The 18,112-nt window shown below is 72.1% G+C and carries 16 protein-coding genes; 9 read left to right on the forward strand and 7 right to left on the reverse strand.

Going from position 1 to position 18,112, the window contains the following annotated elements; translation table 11 throughout:
• The 4 genes from IEZ07_RS36405 to IEZ07_RS32780 all read right to left on the reverse strand — a co-directional run.
• The coding region (locus tag IEZ07_RS36405) for a biotin carboxylase N-terminal domain-containing protein (RefSeq protein ID WP_373293969.1) at positions 1-70 on the reverse strand (70 nt) is incomplete at its 3' end.
• A complete protein-coding gene (locus IEZ07_RS32770) occupies positions 70-240 on the reverse strand; it encodes an acyl-CoA carboxylase epsilon subunit (RefSeq protein ID WP_191898346.1) in 171 nt (56 codons plus the stop codon). The genes IEZ07_RS36405 and IEZ07_RS32770, both read right to left, overlap by 1 nt.
• A gap of 23 nt (positions 241-263) precedes the next feature.
• Positions 264-1,808, reverse strand: a complete 1,545-nt coding sequence (locus tag IEZ07_RS32775; protein WP_068904259.1) for an acyl-CoA carboxylase subunit beta — start codon at positions 1,806-1,808, stop codon at positions 264-266.
• Positions 1,809-1,973: 165 nt separating this feature from the next.
• Positions 1,974-2,312: a hydroxyisourate hydrolase gene (locus IEZ07_RS32780; protein WP_068904228.1), complete on the reverse strand. Its 339-nt coding sequence runs from the start codon at positions 2,310-2,312 to the stop codon at positions 1,974-1,976.
• Positions 2,313-2,629: 317 nt separating this feature from the next.
• On the opposite strand from IEZ07_RS32780, the gene IEZ07_RS32785 reads away from it, so the two are divergent.
• The 6 genes from IEZ07_RS32785 to IEZ07_RS32810 all read left to right on the forward strand — a co-directional run bounded on the left by IEZ07_RS32785 (position 2,630) and on the right by IEZ07_RS32810 (position 11,777).
• On the forward strand, positions 2,630-2,776 hold the full coding sequence (locus IEZ07_RS32785; RefSeq protein ID WP_157237516.1) for a hypothetical protein: 147 nt from the start codon (positions 2,630-2,632) through the stop codon (positions 2,774-2,776).
• Between the two features lie 666 nt (positions 2,777-3,442).
• On the forward strand, positions 3,443-6,541 hold the full coding sequence (locus tag IEZ07_RS32790) for an AfsR/SARP family transcriptional regulator (protein WP_191898347.1): 3,099 nt from the start codon (positions 3,443-3,445) through the stop codon (positions 6,539-6,541).
• A gap of 72 nt (positions 6,542-6,613) precedes the next feature.
• On the forward strand, positions 6,614-7,465 hold the full coding sequence (locus IEZ07_RS32795) for a metallophosphoesterase family protein (protein ID WP_239321184.1): 852 nt from the start codon (positions 6,614-6,616) through the stop codon (positions 7,463-7,465).
• 180 nt (positions 7,466-7,645) lie between these two features.
• Complete coding sequence (locus tag IEZ07_RS32800; RefSeq protein ID WP_068904229.1) at positions 7,646-8,437, forward strand: thioesterase II family protein; 792 nt, start codon at positions 7,646-7,648, stop codon at positions 8,435-8,437.
• On the forward strand, positions 8,437-9,204 hold the full coding sequence (locus IEZ07_RS32805; protein ID WP_191898348.1) for an ABC transporter ATP-binding protein: 768 nt from the start codon (positions 8,437-8,439) through the stop codon (positions 9,202-9,204). The genes IEZ07_RS32800 and IEZ07_RS32805 overlap by 1 nt, the downstream gene beginning before the upstream one ends.
• Positions 9,204-11,777, forward strand: a complete 2,574-nt coding sequence (locus IEZ07_RS32810) for an ABC transporter permease (RefSeq protein WP_191898349.1) — start codon at positions 9,204-9,206, stop codon at positions 11,775-11,777. The genes IEZ07_RS32805 and IEZ07_RS32810 overlap by 1 nt, the downstream gene beginning before the upstream one ends.
• Before the next feature lie 118 nt (positions 11,778-11,895).
• Here IEZ07_RS32810 and IEZ07_RS32815 read toward each other — a convergent pair whose 3' ends face one another.
• The gene (locus IEZ07_RS32815) at positions 11,896-12,855 is read right to left on the reverse strand and encodes a hypothetical protein (RefSeq protein WP_191898350.1); all 960 of its coding nucleotides are present in this window, start codon (positions 12,853-12,855) and stop codon (positions 11,896-11,898) included.
• Positions 12,856-13,072: 217 nt separating this feature from the next.
• On the opposite strand from IEZ07_RS32815, the gene IEZ07_RS32820 reads away from it, so the two are divergent.
• Positions 13,073-14,410: an NsdA family TPR-like regulatory protein gene (locus IEZ07_RS32820; RefSeq protein WP_191898351.1), complete on the forward strand. Its 1,338-nt coding sequence runs from the start codon at positions 13,073-13,075 to the stop codon at positions 14,408-14,410.
• A 59-nt stretch (positions 14,411-14,469) separates the two neighbouring features.
• On the forward strand, positions 14,470-14,955 hold the full coding sequence (locus IEZ07_RS32825) for an NUDIX domain-containing protein (RefSeq protein ID WP_191898352.1): 486 nt from the start codon (positions 14,470-14,472) through the stop codon (positions 14,953-14,955).
• Between the two features lie 109 nt (positions 14,956-15,064).
• Here IEZ07_RS32825 and IEZ07_RS32830 read toward each other — a convergent pair whose 3' ends face one another.
• On the reverse strand, positions 15,065-15,592 hold the full coding sequence (locus tag IEZ07_RS32830; protein ID WP_191898353.1) for a TSCPD domain-containing protein: 528 nt from the start codon (positions 15,590-15,592) through the stop codon (positions 15,065-15,067).
• Positions 15,593-15,758: 166 nt separating this feature from the next.
• Positions 15,759-17,354, reverse strand: coding sequence for an MFS transporter (locus IEZ07_RS32835; RefSeq protein ID WP_191898354.1), 1,596 nt, complete (start codon positions 17,352-17,354; stop codon positions 15,759-15,761).
• Positions 17,355-17,452: 98 nt separating this feature from the next.
• Here IEZ07_RS32835 and IEZ07_RS32840 point away from each other — a divergent pair, with 98 nt between their 5' ends.
• Positions 17,453-18,067 (forward strand): TetR/AcrR family transcriptional regulator, encoded by a 615-nt coding sequence (locus tag IEZ07_RS32840; protein ID WP_191898355.1) that lies wholly within the window; start codon positions 17,453-17,455, stop codon positions 18,065-18,067.
• Positions 18,068-18,112 lie beyond the last annotated feature (45 nt).

Consider the following 18,112-nt stretch of genomic DNA (forward strand, 5'->3'; position numbering starts at 1 on the left):
CGGCGTCCTTGCAGGCGCGGGCGATTCGCACGGCGATCTCACCGCGGTTGGCGATCAGGACTCTGCGGATCACGGCGCCCGCCTCCCCGCCGTCCAGGAACGCGGCGACCGGTAGCCGTGCGGCTTCCAGCGGGGCGCGGGCGGGAGCGCGCGGGCGTCCTCCCCGTCCCGGCCCGCGGCCGTCCGGTACAGCACGCAGATCAGTGCGGAGAGTTCCTCCGGCGTCGGGTCTCCTGCCACGACGCGCAGTATGCGGTCGTCCATCACATCGGCGGGTTTCCGTGCTTGCGCTCGGGCGCGGGGACGTGCTTGGCCTCCAGCAGCCGGAGCGAGCGGACCAGGGTCGCCCTGGTCGCGCGGGGATCGATGACGTCGTCCACCAGTCCTCGTTCCGCGGCGTAGTAGGGATGCATGAGGGTCCTCCTGTAGTCCTCGACCCGGACGGCGCGCTGCGCGGCGGGGTCGGCAGCGGCGGCGATCTCCCGGCGGAAGACGACGTTGGCCGCCCCCTCCGCGCCCATCACCGCGATCTCGTTCGTGGGCCAGGCGAAGGAGAGGTCGGCGCCGATCGACCGGGAGTCCATCACGATGTAGGCGCCGCCGTACGCCTTGCGCACGATCACCTGGATGCGCGGGACGCTCGCCGCGCAGTAGGCGTACAGCAGCTTGGCGCCGTGCCGGATGATCCCTCCGTGCTCCTGGTCGGCTCCCGGCAGGAAGCCCGGGACGTCGACGAGGCTCACCAGGGGGATGTTGAACGCGTCGCACATCTGGATGAAGCGGGCGCCCTTCTCCGACGCCTTGATGTCCAGCACGCCTGCCAGGTGGGCGGGCTGGTTCGCCACGACTCCCGTCACCCGGCCGTCGAAGGCGGCCAGCCCGCAGATGAGGTTGGGCGCCCAGCCGGCGTGGAACTCGAAGAACTCCCCGTCGTCCACGATCTCCGCGATCAGCCGGGACATGTCGTAGGACTGCGTGGGGTCGGCGGGCACCAGGTCCAGGAGCGCGTCGTTGACCCGGTCGGGCGGGTCCGCGGAGGCGATCCGCGGAGGCAGTTCCCTGTTGTTGGCGGGCAGCAGGGAGAGCAGGTGGCGCACGTCCTCCAGGCACGAGACCTCGTCGGGGTAGACGAACCCGGCCACCCCGGAGAGGGCGCCGTGCACCTGCGCGCCGCCCAGCGCGTTGTGGCTGATGTCCTCACCCGTCACCGCCCTGACGACGTCGGGACCCGTGATGAACATCTGGGCGGTGTCCTGCACCATGAACACGAAATCGGTGAGGGCCGGCGAGTAGGCCGCCCCGCCCGCGCACGGCCCGAGCATCACGCTGATCTGCGGGATCACTCCGGAGGAGCGCACGTTGCGCTGGAAGATGCCGCCGTAACCGGCCAGTGCCGTGACGCCTTCCTGGATCCGCGCGCCCGCCCCGTCGTTCAGGCTGATCAGCGGCACGCCCGCGGCCTCGGCGAGGTCCATCGTCTTGTGGATCTTCTCGGCGTGCGCCTCGCCCAGCGCCCCGCCGAAGATCCGGAAATCGTGGGCGTACACCATCACGTCGCGCCCGTGGACGCGTCCCCACCCGGCCACCACGCCGTCGGTGTGCGGGCGGCGCCGTTCCAGGCCGAAGCCGGTCGCGCGGTGCCTGCGGAACGCCTCGACCTCCACGAACGAGCCGTCGTCCAGGAGCACGTCGAGCCGTTCCCGCACCGTCAGCTTGCCCTTGGCGTGCTGCCTGGCCGTGGCCTCCCGGTCGGGGCCCTCGTGGACGCTGTCCCGGAGCAGCTCCAGTTCCGTCACCCGGTCGCGCATCGACTCCCGCGGCAGACCGTCGACCCGGACCGGGACGGCTCTGATCTCTTTCTCTACACGCATGCGGGTCTCCTCAACGCTGCGAATAGATCACACGGTAGGAAGGAGGAGAGACCGGTCACACCCCTAGCCGCCCCGTACCGGAGCCGCCCGTCCGCGGGCCCCTCAGGCGCACGAACCGAAATAGGTCGAATAGGCGGACGGGGAGAGCGTCACCTGGATCCGGTAGGAATGCGCCGCGTCCGCGATCCGGAACATGACGCTTATCTCCGGGTAGACGGCGCTCAGCCCGAGGCCGGCGAAGTAGTGGTCGCTGTCGAAGGCGATCCGGAACAGACCCCGTTCGAAATCCATGCCGCTCCAGTCGTCGACACAGCCCCTGCTGTCGGTCTCGGCGCCGGCCACCACCGTCCAGACGTCGTCGACGACCTGCTCCAATCGCGCCCGCACTCCGGCGGCCGAACGCCCATACACACCATCCAACGCCTGCACGGTAATGCTCATCTCTAGTGGAACACCAATCTGCCGGAGCCTGCGGCTACGGACCGGCTCGCGAAAAGGCCCGGGATCCTCCCAGGCGTCACCGGAGGCGACGGGGCTCGCCGGTCAGGCCCTCCGGCCAGCGTGCCCGATCCCGCTATCAGGAGGGCTTCGCACTGCTATCCACGGGCGGCTCCCGGTTGTGCGGACGCCTTGAGCTGCTCTGATGGCACGGTAGAAGCGATCGGATACCGGGCGGATGGCGGGGTTTCCTAGATTCGGGACAACAACAGCGGCGGCCCGCTCCCCCGGCCGCGCGAGTCGACGACAAGAGGTCGAAGATGAAAAAGAACGTCCGCACCCGGATCATCCGAATCGCCGCCGCCGCGGCCTTCCTCACCGTGGTGACCATTCCCGCGAGCGGTGCGGCCGCTGCTTCCGCCCCGGCCCCGGCCGGCCCCGCCTACTGCTGCTCCCCCTGGCCGTGATCCGCAATTCAATCGCCCCGGTATTTCATTCCATGAAACACCGCCGGAACCGCGGATATAATCTTCGGAAAAAACGGTGCGCCGGGTGACGGTTTCACCGGGGACGGAATTCCGTCTTCGCCGGCGGCTACCCGCTGACGGGAAGTCGCGATGACAAGGCCCTTTTCCGATCATTACTCAGAGTTGTCAGACCCGGGCGGGAGGGCGGGAGTCCACAGGATCCACCGCCGCCCTCCCCCCGGACGTCGCACCGCGGTGGCGCACCCGCCCCGCCCCGCACCCGAACTCTCGTCACGGAGGGTAATCGATCTCGGTTGCAGGGCCGGTCGGTCCGACCGGGCCGAACGAAGGTGAAACCGCAATATTCCACGACGCAACCAATAGGCGCGGCACCCGCTTCACGGTGCCGCTCCGGTGCCGGTCAGCCTTTGACAACCCCTCTGAACTCGTCCGACACGACATCAACCGGGTTGTGCTGGCGTACATAGCGCCTAACAAGTAATATTCTCCGCGAAAGCTGTTAAAGCGCGTACGGCCTCTCCCGCACGGTGATCCATCCACCAGGCGGGGGAGATCCACACGGGATGAGCGCTGCACTTCACCACCCGTCGAGCAGTGAGAACTGCGCGCACGGGCGGGGGAAGCTTTCCTCAAGGAGAAATGCGGGTGGAGTTTCACATTCTGGGCCCTCTTGAGGCCACTCTCAACGGCCGGAGGGTGGACCTCGGGGGCACCAGGCAGCAGACCGTGCTCGCCGTACTCCTCCTGGACGCCAACCGCGCCGTCACCGTCGGGCGGCTCATGGAGGCGATCTACGGTGACGACCCGCCGACGACGTCGCGGGCCCAGATCCAGATCTGCATCTCCACGCTCCGGCGGCTGCTCGCCTCCCACGGCAGCCCCGACATGATCTCCACGCAGTCGCAGGCCTACTCCGTCCAGGTCCCCGACGACCGGCTCGACTCCCGCCGCTTCGAGAACCTCGTCCTGCGGGCGCGGCACGCCCGCAAGGAGAGCGATCGCGAGGGGGCCGTCACCCACTACCGGGAGGCGCTCTCCCTGTGGCGCGGGCCCGCGCTGGACGGCATCGAGAGCAGGTTCGTCCAGTCCGCCGCGAGCCGGCTCGACGAGCACTGGATCTCCACCACGGAGGACTGCATCGACCTCGAGCTGGACCTCGCCCGCCACCACGAGGTGGTCGCCGAGCTCGCCGCGCTCACCGAGCGCCATCCGCTCCGCGAGCGGCTGCGCGCCCAGCTGATGATCGCGCTGTACCGCTCGGGCCGGCAGGCCGAGGCGCTGCAGGTCTACCGCAGGGCCAGGCAGGTGATGATCGACGAACTGGGCCTGGAGCCCAACGAGCGGCTCCAGCAGCTGGAGCACGCCATCCTCACCTCCGATTCGAGTCTCGACCTGCCGGTGCAGCCCGTGCTGCTCACCCCCGAGACCCCGTCCGCCGTCCCCCGCCTCCTGCCCACCGACATCGCCGACTTCACCGGGCGGACCAAGCAGATCGACGACATCCGGCAGCGCCTGACGGCCTCCGTCGAGGATCGCTCCAGCTTCGCCGTGCCGATCATCGTCCTCGTCGGCAAGCCCGGGATCGGCAAGAGCACGATCGCGGTGCACGTGGCCCACTCCGTCGTCGAGGAGTACCGCGACGGCCAGCTCTTCGCCGACCTGCACGGCGGCGCCTCCCGCCCGGTCGGCCCGATGGAGGTGCTCGAACGGTTCCTGCGCGCGCTCGGGGTGGTCGGCACCGCGGTCCCCGACGGCCTGGAGGAACGCGCGGAGATGTACCGCGCCCTGCTCGCCGACCGCCGGATGCTCATCGTGCTGGACGACGTGGGCAACGAGGGCCAGGTCCTGCCGCTGCTCCCCGGCAGCCCCGCCTCCGCCGTCATCGTCACCAGCCGGAGCAGGCTCACCGGCCTGGCCGGCGCCGTCCACGTCAACGTCGACGTCTTCGACTCCGCCCAGGCGATGGACCTGCTCGCCCGCATCGCCGGGGCCGACCGGGTGCAGTCGGAGACGGGGGCCGCCACGGCGCTGGCCAGGCTCTGCGGGCGGCTGCCGCTGGCCCTGCGCATCGCGGGCGCGAGACTCTCCGCACGTCCTCACTGGAGCATCGGGCAGCTGGTCGAGCGGCTCGAGGACGAGACCCGCAGGCTCGACGAGCTCAAGCACGGCGAGATGGGCATCCGGGCGAGCATCTCGCTCACCTACGAGAGCGTCGGCGAGGAGGCGCGGCGGCTCTTCCGGCGGCTGGCGGTCCTGGAGTCGCAGGTGTTCTCCGCCTGGGTCGGCGCCGCGCTGCTGGAGCGGCCGCTGCCCGAGGCGCAGGACCTGCTGGACGACCTGGCGGACGCGCAGTTGGTCGAGCCCACCGGGACCGGGCAGGGCGTGCACACCCAGTACCGGTTCCACGACCTCATCCGGGTGTTCGCCAGGGAGCGCCTCGCCATCGAGGAACCGGCCGCCGAGCGCAGCGCGGCGCTCGCCCGGGTGCTCGGCGGCCTGCTCTCCCTGGTGGACGCGGCCCGCCGCCGCGAGTACGACAACCGCATGCTGATCTCCAGCACCACCGCCGTCTGGTCGCCCCCGGAGAGACTGGTGGACCAGCTGGTCGCCGCACCGCTCGACTGGTTCGAGCGCGAGCGCCCGATCCTCGTCTCCGGCATCCGGCAGGCCGCGCAGGCGGGCTTCAGCGAGATCTGCTGGGGGCTCGCCATCGGCGCGGCCACCTTCTTCGAGTCCCGGGTCTACCTGGACGACTGGCGGGAGACCCAGCAGATCGCGCTCTCCACCGCCCGCCAGGCCGGGGACGTGCGCGGCCAGGCCGCCATGCTGTACTCGATGGGCTCGCTCGCCAGCACCGAGCAGCGGTTCGACAACGCCCGCCGCGACTTCGAGGCGGCGGTCAGGCTGTTCGAGGAGATCGGCGACGACCAGGGCGTCGGCATGACCATCGCCAACGTCGGCTACCTCGACCGGATGAGCGGCCGGCTGGAGAGCGCCGCAGCCCGCTACGAGCAGGCCCTGGAGATCCTCCGCCGGACCGGCGACCAGACCACGCCCATCTTCGTGCTGCACAACCTGGCGCAGGTCAGGCTGGAGTGCGGTGACTCCGGCGGCGCCAAGCGGCTGCTCACCGAGGCGCTGCACCTGGTCCGGGGCGGCGTGAGCAGGAGGACCGAGGCGCAGGTGCTGCACCGGATGGGCCACACCTGCCTGCAGGCGGACGAACCCGTCATGGCGGTGGAGGCCTTCGGCCAGGCGCTGGAGGCCGTCCGCGAGATCGGCGACTCCACCGGGGAGACCTACATCCTGTACGGCCTCGGCATCGCGCGGATGCGGCAGGGCGACCTCGCCGAGGCGGGCAGCTCGCTGCGGTACGCGCTGATGCTGGCCAACGCCTCCGGTGAGCGGCTCGCGAAGGGGCGGACCCTGGCGGGCCTGGGCGAGCTGGCCCTGTCGGAGGAGAGCCCGGCGGAGGCCGTGGGCTACCTCCGGCAGGCGCTCTCGCTGTTCGGCACGATGAGCATCCCGCTCGACGAGGCGCACGCCCTCGGCATGCTCAGTGACGCGCACGCCGCGCTGGGGGACGCCGCGGAGGCCCGCACCACCCTGGCGGAGGCGTTCTCGGTGATCGACCGGATCGACCCGCCCGCCGCGCAGCGCCTGCGCGTCCAGCTCACCGACCGCGTCCGGGAGCGGCGGCCGCACCCCGGGCCGTCCCCCTACACGGAGACCGGCGCCCCCTGACCGGGTCCGGCGCCCCCGTGATGTCGGCCGGGGGCGTTCTTCCCCGGCCGCACGGCACCTACGCTCGCTGGTGTGACCGCTATCGAGAGAACGGGTGGCCGGCTGCTCGCGATCAGCGACCTCCACATCGCCCACGAGGAGAACCGGAAGGTCCTCGACGGACTGCGGCCGGATTCGGACGACGACTGGCTGCTGGTCGCCGGGGACGTCGGCGAGTTCGCCGCCGACGTCGAGTGGGCGCTCCGCCTCCTCAAGGAGCGGTTCTCCACCGTGGTCTGGACGCCGGGGAACCACGAGCTGTGGACGCTGCGCGACGATCCGGTCCAGTTGCGCGGTGAGTCCCGCTACCGCCACCTGGTCGAGATGTGCCGGCGGATCGGCGTGATCACCCCCGAGGACCCGTATCCCGTCTGGACCGGACCCGGCGGCCCGGTGACCGTCGCCCCCCTGTTCCTGCTGTACGACTACAGCTTCCGCCCGGCGGGGCTGTCGCAGCGGGAGGCGATGGAGTGGGCGCACGAGACGGGGGTGGTGTGCACGGACGAGTTCTTCCTCCATCCGGACCCCCATCCCAGCAGGGAGGCCTGGTGCCGGGCGCGGGTCGAGGAGACCGAGCGCCGCCTCGCCGCCCGCACGCCCGGCGTCCCCACGGTCCTGGTCAACCACTTCCCGCTGAACGCCGAGCCCACCCGGGTGCTGCGCCATCCGCAGTTCGCCCAGTGGTGCGGCACCGAGCTCACCCGGGACTGGCACCTGCGGCACGACGCCCGCGCCGTCGTCTACGGCCATCTGCACATCCCGCGGACCACCTGGCACGACGGGGTCCGGTTCGAGGAGGTCTCCCTCGGCTACCCGCGGGAGTGGCGCCGGTGGGACCGGCCCGGCTCGCCGTTGAGAACGGTGCTCCCCGTCCGGGGCGCGTGACCGGGACCGGCCGGAACAGGGGTCCGCGGCACCCGAATAGGGGGTCGTCCGCCTGGAGGCAGAGGCCTCCCTTATGGCTCAATGGAGAGCACCGAGAATGCGATTCCACATGCCTTTCCGACGCCGCTGGCCGACCGGGCTGACTCGCGGTGAACGGCACAGAGAGGATGCCGCACGAGCATGACAGACACGAACGTCGACACCAGTCCCTGGATCAGGCGGTTCCATCCCGCACCGGACGCCGGCGCCCTCCTGGTCTGCCTCCCCCACGCGGGCGGGTCCGCCCCGTTCTTCTTCCCCGTCTCCAGGGCGCTGTCGCCCTCGGTGGACGTGCTGGCGGTGCAGTACCCCGGCAGGCAGGACCGCCGCGGCGAGCGGTGCGTGGACGACCTGGACGAGCTGGCCGACCTGGTGACGCGGGAACTGCGGCCCGGGCTCGACCGCCCTGTCGCGCTCTTCGGCCACAGCATGGGCGCCACCCTGGCGTTCGAGGTCGCCAGGAGGCTCGAAGCCGAGGGCACCGTGCCGCTCGCCCTGTTCGCCTCCGGGCGGCGCGCGCCGTCCCGCCACCGCGAGGAGCGGGTGCACCTGACCGACGACGCCGGCCTCATCGCCGACCTGAAGCGGCTGAGCGGCACCGACGCCCAGGTGCTCGGCGACGACGAGATGCTGCAGGCGATCCTGCCGGCGGTGCGCAGCGACTACAAGGCGGCGGAGACCTACCGCTACCGGCCGGGTCCCCGGTTGAGCTGCCCGATCATCGCCCTCACCGGAGACGCCGACCCCCACGTGACCATGGCCGAGGCCGAGGCCTGGGGGGAGCACACGGACGCCGCGTTCACCCTGCGCGTGTTCCCTGGCGGCCACTTCTATCTCAGCTCCCACGCCGCAGCGGTGATGAGGGAGATCACGGACCACATCTCGGGCCGGGCCGCGCGCCCGCGGCAGGACGTACGGAGGGAACACCAGTGATGACCTCGGAGATCGACGACATCGTCCGTCTTGACGGCGTGCAGAAGGTCTACGGCAGGGGCAGCGGCACCGTGACGGCGCTCGCCGGGGTCACCGCGGCCTTCGGCCGCGGCACCCTCACCGCCGTCATGGGCCCGTCCGGATCGGGCAAGAGCACCTTCCTTCACTGTGCGGCCGGACTTGACCGTCCCACGTCAGGATCGGTCAGGTTCTCCGGGGAGGAGATCACCGGGCTCGACGAGGTCGCGCTGACCAAGCTGCGCAGGGAGCGGGTCGGCTTCATCTTCCAGTCGTTCAACCTGCTGCCCTCGCTGGACGTGGTGCAGAACATCACCCTGCCGCTGAAGCTGGCGGGCCGCACACCCGACTCCGCGCTCGTCTCCGACGTGATCGCGCGGGTCGGGCTCGCCGACCGCAGGCACCACAGGCCGGCCGAGCTCTCCGGCGGCCAGCAGCAGCGGGTGGCGATCGCGCGGGCACTGGTCACCCAGCCTGCGGTGATCTTCGCTGACGAGCCGACGGGCGCACTGGACACCCGTACCGCGCTGGAGGTGCTCGACCTGCTGCGCGACTCCGTCACCCGGGCCGGCCAGACCGTCATCATGGTCACCCACGACCCGGTGGCGGCGTCCTACGCCGACCGCGTCGTGTTCCTCGCCGACGGCCGGCTCACCGACGAGCTGCACCGCCCGACCGCCGAGGCGGTGGCGGACCGGATGACCCGCCTCGGCGCCTGGGACGCGCGTCCGGTGGGGGGGCGGCGCTGATGCTCGGCATCGCCTTGAGCAGCCTGCGGCACCGCGGGAGCGCCTTCATGGCCGCCTTCGTGGCCATGTTCCTGGGCGCCGCGGTCGTCTCCGCCTGCGGCGGCCTGATGGAGACGGGCATCCGGCTCGCCATACCGCCCGACCGCCTGGCCGCCGCCTCGGTCGTGGTGACCGGCGACCAGTCCTACGAGATCCCCCAGGCCGCACCCGCCGCGAAGAGCGCGGGCGGCGAGGAGGACGAGGAAGAGGAGGAGGAGTCCGAGTGGGTCACGCTCCCCGAGCGCGTCCGGCTCGACGCCGGCGTGACCGACAAGATCGCGGCCGTGCCCGGCGTCGCCAGGGCGATCGGTGACGTGTCCTTCCCCGCCGCGGTGGCGGACGGCCTCCGGGCGACCGGGCACGGCTGGGGGTCGGCGGAGCTGACGCCCTACACGGTCAGCAGCGGCACGCCGCCGACCCGGCCGGGCGACGTCGTGCTCGACGCGGGACTGGCCGCCGAGGCCTCGGTCGGAACCGGTGACCAGGTGCGGATCTCGGCCGGCGGGACCACCGGCACCTACCGGGTGAGCGGCCTCGTCACACCTCCCGGCGACCGGGAGGTCGCGGAGGCGCCCGTCTTCTTCCTCTCCGCCGACGTGCAGAACCTCACCGGCCGCGGCGGGAAGGTGGACGCCGTCGGCATCCTGGCCGCGGCGGGCGTCGACGCGGAGGAGCTCGGCGCGCGCGTCCGGACGGCGCTCGCCGGCCAGGGCGCGGTGGTGCTCACCGGCGACGAGCGCGGCAGGGCCGAGTTCCTGGAGTCGGCGGTCGGCAGCGAGAGCCTGATCACCCTGGCGGGGGTGTTCGGCGGGCTGCTGATCATCGTTGTGATCTTCGTGGTGGCCAGCACCCTGGGGCTCTCCGTCCACCAGAGGCAGCGCGAGATGGCGCTGCTGCGCGCGATCGGCACGACCCCCGGCCAGGTCCGCCGGCTGGTGCTGGGCGAGGCGATGGTGATGGCCGTGTTCGCCGCGGCGCTGGGCAGCGTGCTCGGCCCCTACCTCGGCGGCTGGCTGTTCGACCGGCTGGCCGGCGCCGGCATGGTGCCGGAGAAGGTGGTGTTCCACCAGGGCTGGATCCCCGCCCTGATCGCGGTGAGCGTGTCCCTGGTCACCTCGTTCGCGGCGGCTCTGGTGGCCGCCAGGCGCGCCGCGCTGGCCAAGCCGACGGAGGCGCTCGCCGACGCCGCCCTGGAACCCGTCAAGATCGGCTGGTTCCGCCCCGTGCTGGCGGTGATCTGCTTCGCCGGCGGCATCGCGCTGGCCATGGTGACGATGCTGGTCATGGAGGGTCCGCAGGCGGCCGCCACGGCGGGACCCGCGGTGCTGCTGTGGGCCATCGCGCTGGCGCTCCTGTCCCCCGTCATCACGAAGGGGATGGTCGCCGTGCTGAGCGGGCCGTTCCGCCGGATCTCCGCGCCGTCCGGCGAGCTCGCGGTGACCAACGCGCGGACCCGGATCGTCCGGGTGGCCGCCGCGGTGACTCCGATCATGCTCGCGACCGGGGTGGCCACCGCCAACCTCTACGTCCAGACCACCCAGGTCGCCGCGGGCGAGCGCGCCTTCGTCGAGAGCCTGCGGGCCGACGCCGTGGTGACCTCGCCGAGCGGAGGTCTCGCCCCCGGACTGCTGGACCGCGTCCGTGCCGTCCCCGGGGTCACCGCCGCGTCGGAGTTCGTCACCAGCACCGGCTTCGTCGAGAGCCCGTACGACGCCGGCACGCCCGAGGACGGCTGGCAACTGCGCGGGGCCACCGCCGAGGGCGCGGCCCAGACCATGGCCATGACCGTCGCCTCCGGTGCGATCACCGATCTCCGGGGCGACACCGTGGCGCTGACGGCCGAGCACGCGCGGCGCCTGTCCCGGAAGGTGGGGGACACGATCACGATGCGGCTGGGCGACCGCTCGCGGGTCGACCTCAGGATCGTCGCACTGCTGTCCGCGGGACCGGGCGCCGAGACCGTCGTGCTGCCCGCCCGTCTGCTCGCCGCCCACACCACGGCCGGCCTGCCCACCCAGATCCTGGTGCGCACCACGCCCGACGCCGACCTGGACCGGCTGTCCGAGGCCATCGGCGGGCTCGGTGCGCAGGTCTCCGGCCGGGACGCCCTGATCGCCGCCCACGGCGAGCAGGAGCAGACCCAGGCGTGGGTGAACTACCTGCTGGTAGGGATGATCATCGTCTACACCGCGATCTCGGTGGTCAACACCCAGGTGATGACCACGACCCAGCGCCGCAGGGAGTTCGGCCTGCAGCGGCTCACCGGGGCCACCCCGCGCCAGGTGATGGAGATGACGGGCGTGGAGGCCGCGCTGGTGGCGGTCATCGGCATCGTGCTCGGCACCTTCGCCTCCCTGGTCAGCCTGGTCCCCTTCAGCATCGCGGTCAGCGGCACCCCGGTGCCCTCCGGCCCGGTCTGGATCTACCTGGTCGTGGTCCTCATCGCCACCGTGCTCACCCTGGGCGCCACCTGGCTGCCCACCTGGCTGGCCATGCGCGTCCGGCCCGCCGAGGCCGCCGTCGCCGCGTACTGACACCGGTCCCGTCCTTCGCCCCGCCCCGCCCCGGGAACGGGCCGGGGGCCCGCACCGCGCCGCCGTGCTCCCGCACGGCGGCGCTTCCGCGTGCCGCACGAAGCCGGATGCGCCGACGTCACTGCCCGGGCAGCGCCGCGCGGACCTGCCAGCCGCTGTCACCGGGCTCGAGCGTGACCGCGAGCTGTTCCAGGCTGGGGCGCCCGGCTTCCTCCCATGCCTGCAGGTAGTCGCGGAGCTTGGCCAGCGCCGGGGAACCGGATTGGTTGGCGCGCAGTTGCCCGCTGTCAGTGAGCATCGCGGCGTTGCGGCCGGAGGAGAACCCGACGCCGGCGTCCCAGTCGGGTTCCCCGCTGCCCCACGTGGTGAGGCTGGACGCGCCGAGCGCATGGTCGCGGGCGGCGAGGTAGGCGCGGGCGTCGCGCCAGGCGGTGGCCACGGCCGGGCCGTCACCGCCGAGAAGGTACTCCTCGACGTGGCCGGGGTGATCGAGCAGGGCCAGGGCGGCGGCCGGGTCGTCGTCGCGGTCGCGCCACGCCACGGAGATGTGGGACTGGCCGTTGTGGGCGTCGACGTAGAACAGCGGCGCGCCGAGGGTGTCGTTGACGACGCTGGCCATGTCGACGTAGACGGCGGCGCCGAGCTGCAGGTCGGCGAGCGTGCCCTGCCCGGTGACGGTGGCGCGCAGGTGACCGACCGCGCGGGCCACCGGCGCGACGTAGACCGGCGTGGAGATGATCCCGCCGGGGACGACCTGCTTGACCCATGCGGCCGGAATGGACGTCGGGCTGCACCAGCCGACGATGAGATCGAACGGGCCCAGGTCGGGGGCGCCGTCGTGGCCGTCGCCGCAGGCCGTGCACGTCCGCAGGCCGCCGTTGCTGGCCTGGACGGTGCCCGACCCTCCGCAGACGTTGCAGGTCTTCGCCTGCAAGGGCTGCGGGACGGCGGTGGGGACCGCCGGACAGGGCTGGATGGGGATCGCGATCGGGAACGCGTCGGCGCCCGGTCCGGCCGTGAGCCGCGTCGCGGCCGGCGAGACGGGAAGCAGGGGGGTGCGCCTGCCGGTGATGGCCATCGCAGAACTCCTACGGGCGGAAGGTCCGGCACCGGTCGGTGCCGCGTCTTCACCGTGCGCCCATCCGGGGCGAAGCAGCAGATGAGAGGGCATGCGCAGACCTGAGCCACTCGTGCGAGGCTTGCGCGTTCTTGCGTATTCCCGTGACGGGCCGTCAACTCCGGCTTACCGTGGGCTGAGCACTCCCTCCCAGCCCTCGGACGGCAAGGGGCACGACGTGCACAAACCGATCACCAACCACCAGCTGCACGCGCTGATGGCCGAAGCCGGCTACGACCGCTCCCACGCCGCCTTGGCCCGCCAGGTCAGCCGCGCCGGCGCCACCAGGTACGGTCTCGTTCTGCGCTACGACGGCGCCTCGGTGTACTGGTGGCTGCGCGGCCGCTGCCCCGAGCAGCCGGTCCCCGAGCTGATCGCCGCGGTGCTGGGCCACCGGCTCGGCCGCCCCGTGCCGATCGCAGAGCTCGGCTTCGCCCGCCTGGCCCAGGTGCCCGACGCTGAGACGCTGGTGTTCCCCGGCTCGCTGGACGCCGCGGTCACCGCCTCGGCCGCGCTGTGGGCGAAACTCAGCCGGCCGTCCGCCGATGCGGCGCAGCCGTTCGTGCCCGCTGCGGCGGTCGACGCCGGATGGCGCTGGCACTTCGACCCGCCCGACCACGACCTGGCGCGCTCCGGCAGCCGCCGGGTCGACACCGACGACGTCGAGCGGTTGCGCACCTGCCAGGACCAGTTCCTCGACCTGGACCGGCGCCACGGCGGCGGCCACGCCCGCACGTTCCTGGCCGAGTTCCTCTCCCGGGACGTCGCCCCCATGCTGCGCGGCTCCTACACCGACGCTGTCGGCCGGGAGCTGTTCGCCGTGGCGGCCGAACTCACCGGCACACTCGCGTTCATGGCCTACGACGCCGCCGACCACGCCGCCGCGCAGCGCGCGTTCACGCAGGCGCTGCGCCTGGCCAAGGCCGCCGGGGACCGCACGTATGGCGCGCATGTGCTGGCCAACCTCGCCACGCAAGCGATCTTCCTGAATCTGCCTGCCGAAGCCGTACGGCTGTCCCGGGCCGCCGTCGAAGGCGCGGGCCGCCGCCCGGCTCCGGCGGTCGCCGCGCGGCTGCACACCACCGACTCAACCGCGTGCGCGCTGGCCGGTGACCTGCCCGCCTTCCGGGCCGCGCTGCGCCGGGCCGACCGTGCTCTCGACCGCGACGACGGCACCGGCCCGTCGTGGGCGCGCTACTTCACTCCCGCCCACCTGGCCGGGACCGCGATGCGCTGCCTGCTCGACCTCGACCGGCCCGCCGAGGCCCTCACCCACGCTGGCCAGGCGCTGCAGCTCGCTCCGGGCAACGCCCGCACCCGCGCCTTGCACACCGCGCTGACCGCGACCGCGCACGCCCAAGCCGGCCACATCGACCAGGCCGCCGCGCTCGGCATGCGGGCTGCAGGCCTGGCCCGGCACCTGCGCTCCCGGCGGGTCCAGGCCCGTCTGGCCACGCTGGCCAGGGCGCTGGCCAAGCATCAGGCGTGCCGGAGGCCCGCGACTTCCTTGAAGTGACGAAAGCCGATCAGTGAACTCACTGGGTGCAGACCGGACACCGAAGGTAGCGTGATCAGATGAGCAAGCCGCACCTTGAGCCCTCCGAGTGGTATGCGAGCGTGCCGACGGTCTACACGTCGGCGTGCATGCTGCTGACCGACGAGCACGACCGCGTGCTGCTGGTCAAACCCAACTACCGGCCGTACTGGGCGATCCCCGGCGGCGTCGTCGAGGCGGACGAGGCCCCGCACGAGTGCGTCGCCCGGGAGATCACCGAAGAGCTCGGGCTGACCGTGCCGGTGGGAGAGCTACTGGTGGTCGACTGGGCTCCGCCGTTCGAGCAGCGGCCTCGGACCATGGTCAACTTCCTGTTCGACGGCGGCACGCTCACCAACCCGAACAGGATCCGGTTGCAGGTCGAGGAGCTCGACGCCGCCGAGTTCTTCACCTGGGAGGACGCGGCGGCGCGGATGCCGGCCAACACCGCGACGCGCATCCCCGCCGCCCGGCGCGCCCGCAAGAACGCCCGCACGGTCTACCTGCCGGCCGACAGCGCCGTGTAACGGCCGCAGGTCTCCGCCGGTGCCCGCCGTGGCCGGAGGGCCGAGTCACCGGTGCGAGCCTGCCGTTCGAACAGCGGCCGCGACTCCAGCTGCCGGTCGTAGTCCTGGGTCAGACGGTGGCCGGCACCCGGCCGCGCGGCCGGAGTGCTGTTGCCTCGTCATCGTCGGCGGCCGCGGCGTGGTGTGAGGTAAGCGCGGTCTGCTCAGCGGGTGTCAGCACGCTCAGCCGGACCCGTTCCCCGTAGGGGACGAAGTCCAGGGCGAGACGGCGCGCGACGTAGTCGGTGATGGACGACGCGGTCGGGACCTCCGGGTCGTTGGTCATGCCGCGCGGGTCGTAAGCGGCGTCCAGCAGCGCCTGGATGACCTCCACGACCGGGGCGCCGTGCCGCAGCCCGAGGTTGACCGTGTGGTGAAGGGCGTCGGCGAGCCCTGCGAGCGTCGAGCCGTGCTTGCCGAGCCGCACCATCACCTCGGTGAGGGTGCCGTCCGCGGCCATCGACGTGATCAGGTACCCCTGGGCTCCGCCGACTTCGAACCTGCGGGTCATGCCGTGCCGCCCGTTGGGGCGGGGTGCGGGCACGGGTGACATGGTGGCCTCCTGGGTGGCGGTCAGGGAGTCTGCTCGCCGCATCATGCCGCACACCAGCCTCACCTGTTCGGCGTTCGAAGCTTCTCCCCGCCGCGGTTCGGTCCCCGTCGCCGGAACCGGTCGACGTCGCGGGCTGGGAGGAGACGGCGGAGGCCGGGACCCCGTGAGGGCTCTCACGGGGTCCCGGCCTCCCGGCGGGTGGTGCGGCGGCTCAGTCGGCGACCGGGGCGGGCTCCGCCTCCACCCCTGCGGGCTCGGGTTCCGCCACGGCGGCCTCCTCCTTCTCACCGGCGTAGGAGATGTGGCGCAGCCGGAGGATCGCGAAGACGGCGGCGGCGAGGGCGACGCCGATGCCCACCGCGGCGCCGAGGTTGAGGGAGCCGGTGAACGCCTCCCGGGCCACGGCGAGCACCGTGGAGCCGTCCTCCGCGGGCAGCCGGGAGGCCGCCGCGGTCGCCGCGCCGACGGTCTCGTACGCGCCGGGCGGCACCTCCGCCACCGGCCCGGCGGAGAGTCCCGCGGCGAACTCCCGGCTGTAGACGGCGGCGCCGACGCTGCCGAAGAGCGCGATGCCGAAGGCGCCGCCGAGCTCCTGGAAGGTCCGCTGCAGCGCGGCCACCGAGCCCGCCTGCTCCTCCGGGGAGACCGAGACCACCATGTCGGTCAGCAGCGGGATGACGGTCGAGACGCCGACGCCGATGGCGGCGATCCCGCCGATGGTGAGCAGCAGGTCGCGCTCCAGCGTCAGCTGGGACATCGCGGTGAACCCGGCGGCGACGACGAGGAACGCGGCCGCGATCACGTAGGCCGGCCGCACCCGGCCGACCAGGCTCGCGGCGACCGGCGCGCAGACGCCGGTGAGGACGGGGATGACGAGGAACCACAGCCCGGCTTCCAGCGGCCCCATGGACAGCACCTCCAGGAGGTACTGCGTGCTGAACAGCCCGAAGCCGATCACGCAGAAGAAGGCGGTGAAGGTGAGCGCCAGGGCCGGGCCGAACCCCCGGTGGGCGAACAGCGCGGTGTCGATCATGGGGTGCGACAGCCGCGTCTGCCTGACCACGAAGACCGCGGCGAGGGCCAGGCCCGCCGTCACGCCCGCCGCGGACAGGGCGCCGAAGCCGTTCGCGGTGATCTCCTTGAAGCCCCACACCAGGGCGAACACCGCGAGGAGGGAGAGCAGCGAGCTGAGCACGTCGAACCTCTCGGTCCGGACGCGGGGCAGCCGGAACTCCGGGACCAGCAGGGGGATCAGGACGAGCAGGACGGCGATCACCGGGATGTTGATCAGGAAGATCGAACCCCACCAGAAGCTGTTCAGCAGCAGCCCGCTGACGATCGGGGCGACGCTGACGCCCGCCGCCACGCCGACCGACCAGATGGCGATGGCCGAACGGCGCTGCCTCTCGTCATGGAAGACGTTGCGCACCAGCGCCAGCGCCGACGGCATGAGGGTCGAGGCCGCTAGGCCCTGCACCGCGCGGGCCGCGATGAGCATCTCGGTGGTCGCGGCGAACGCGACCGCGGCGGAGGCCGCGCCGAAGACGGCCGAGCCGATCAGCAGCATGCGCCTGCGGCCGATGATGTCGCCGATGTTCCCCATCGTGATCAGGAACGCGGCGAGCACGAACCCGTAGATGTCGATCATCCACAGCTGCTGCGTGCTGCTGGGGTTGAGGTCTGCCGCCATGGACGGGACCGCGAAGTACAGCACGGTGATGTCCATCGAGACCACGAACGGCGGGAGTGTGAGCGCGGCCAGGGCGATCCATTCCTTGCGCCCCGCCTGCGGACTGGTTCCTGTCATGCCCTCACCATACGTTTGTAATAGACGCCTGTATATGACTTACGTATATATGGTTTCTTGTCTAAGACGCTTGTCTTAGACAAGGTAGGATCACCGCCATGGGACACCGCGACGACCTGCTCACCGGCGCCAAGCGCTGCCTGGTCGAAAAGGGATACGCCCGCACGACGGCACGGGACATCGTGGCCGCGTCCGGCACGAACCTGGCCTCCATCGGCTACCACTACGGATCGAAGGAGGCCCTGCTCAACAAGGCGCTCATCGAGGCCGTGGTGGAGTCGGGCGACGAGCTCGGGCGGGCCGTCGCCGCCGAGGCGGACGCCGACCCCGGCGCCGACCCGGTCAGCCGCTTCCAGGCCGTCTGGACGCGGATCATCCAGGAGTTCTCCGACCACCACGAGCTCTGGGCGGCCAGCCTGGAGATCTTCGGCCAGGTCGACCGCGTCCCGGAGATCCGCCAGGCCTACGCCGACGCCATCCAGGAGGGCCGCGAGGGCATGGCGGCGATGTTCCGCCGCATGTCCCCGGAGACCGGCGCGGAGTCGTCGCCGGCGGTCGGCTCGTTCCTCCAGGCGCTGGCGACGGGTGTCATGGTGCAGTGGCTGGTCGACCCGGAGCGGGCCCCCACCGGACCCGAACTGGCCGAGGCCTTCCGGACCCTGCTGGCCTGGCAGCGGGGCGCCGCGGCCGGCGAGGGCCCCGCGCCGGAGTGAGACCGGGCCTTTGACGGACGGGGTCGGGCCTGCGGCGGGCGGGGC

Source organism: Planomonospora parontospora, from assembly GCA_014647935.1.
Lineage (GTDB): Bacteria > Actinomycetota > Actinomycetes > Streptosporangiales > Streptosporangiaceae > Planomonospora > Planomonospora parontospora.

Bases quoted from the DNA above. Each gene is read 5' to 3' on its own strand.
- IEZ07_RS32775 (WP_068904259.1), bottom strand. From the start codon at position 1,808: ATGCGCGACCGGGTGACGGAACTGGAGCTGCTCCGGGACAGCGTCCAC.
- IEZ07_RS32780 (WP_068904228.1), bottom strand. From the start codon at position 2,312: ATGAGCATTACCGTGCAGGCGTTGGATGGTGTGTATGGGCGTTCGGCC.
- IEZ07_RS32785 (WP_157237516.1), top strand. From the start codon at position 2,630: ATGAAAAAGAACGTCCGCACCCGGATCATCCGAATCGCCGCCGCCGCG.
- IEZ07_RS32800 (WP_068904229.1), top strand. From the start codon at position 7,646: ATGACAGACACGAACGTCGACACCAGTCCCTGGATCAGGCGGTTCCAT.
- IEZ07_RS32805 (WP_191898348.1), top strand. From the start codon at position 8,437: ATGACCTCGGAGATCGACGACATCGTCCGTCTTGACGGCGTGCAGAAG.
- IEZ07_RS32810 (WP_191898349.1), top strand. From the start codon at position 9,204: ATGCTCGGCATCGCCTTGAGCAGCCTGCGGCACCGCGGGAGCGCCTTC.
- IEZ07_RS32815 (WP_191898350.1), bottom strand. From the start codon at position 12,855: ATGGCCATCACCGGCAGGCGCACCCCCCTGCTTCCCGTCTCGCCGGCC.
- IEZ07_RS32825 (WP_191898352.1), top strand. From the start codon at position 14,470: ATGAGCAAGCCGCACCTTGAGCCCTCCGAGTGGTATGCGAGCGTGCCG.
- IEZ07_RS32830 (WP_191898353.1), bottom strand. From the start codon at position 15,592: ATGATGCGGCGAGCAGACTCCCTGACCGCCACCCAGGAGGCCACCATG.
- IEZ07_RS32835 (WP_191898354.1), bottom strand. From the start codon at position 17,354: ATGACAGGAACCAGTCCGCAGGCGGGGCGCAAGGAATGGATCGCCCTG.
- IEZ07_RS32840 (WP_191898355.1), top strand. From the start codon at position 17,453: ATGGGACACCGCGACGACCTGCTCACCGGCGCCAAGCGCTGCCTGGTC.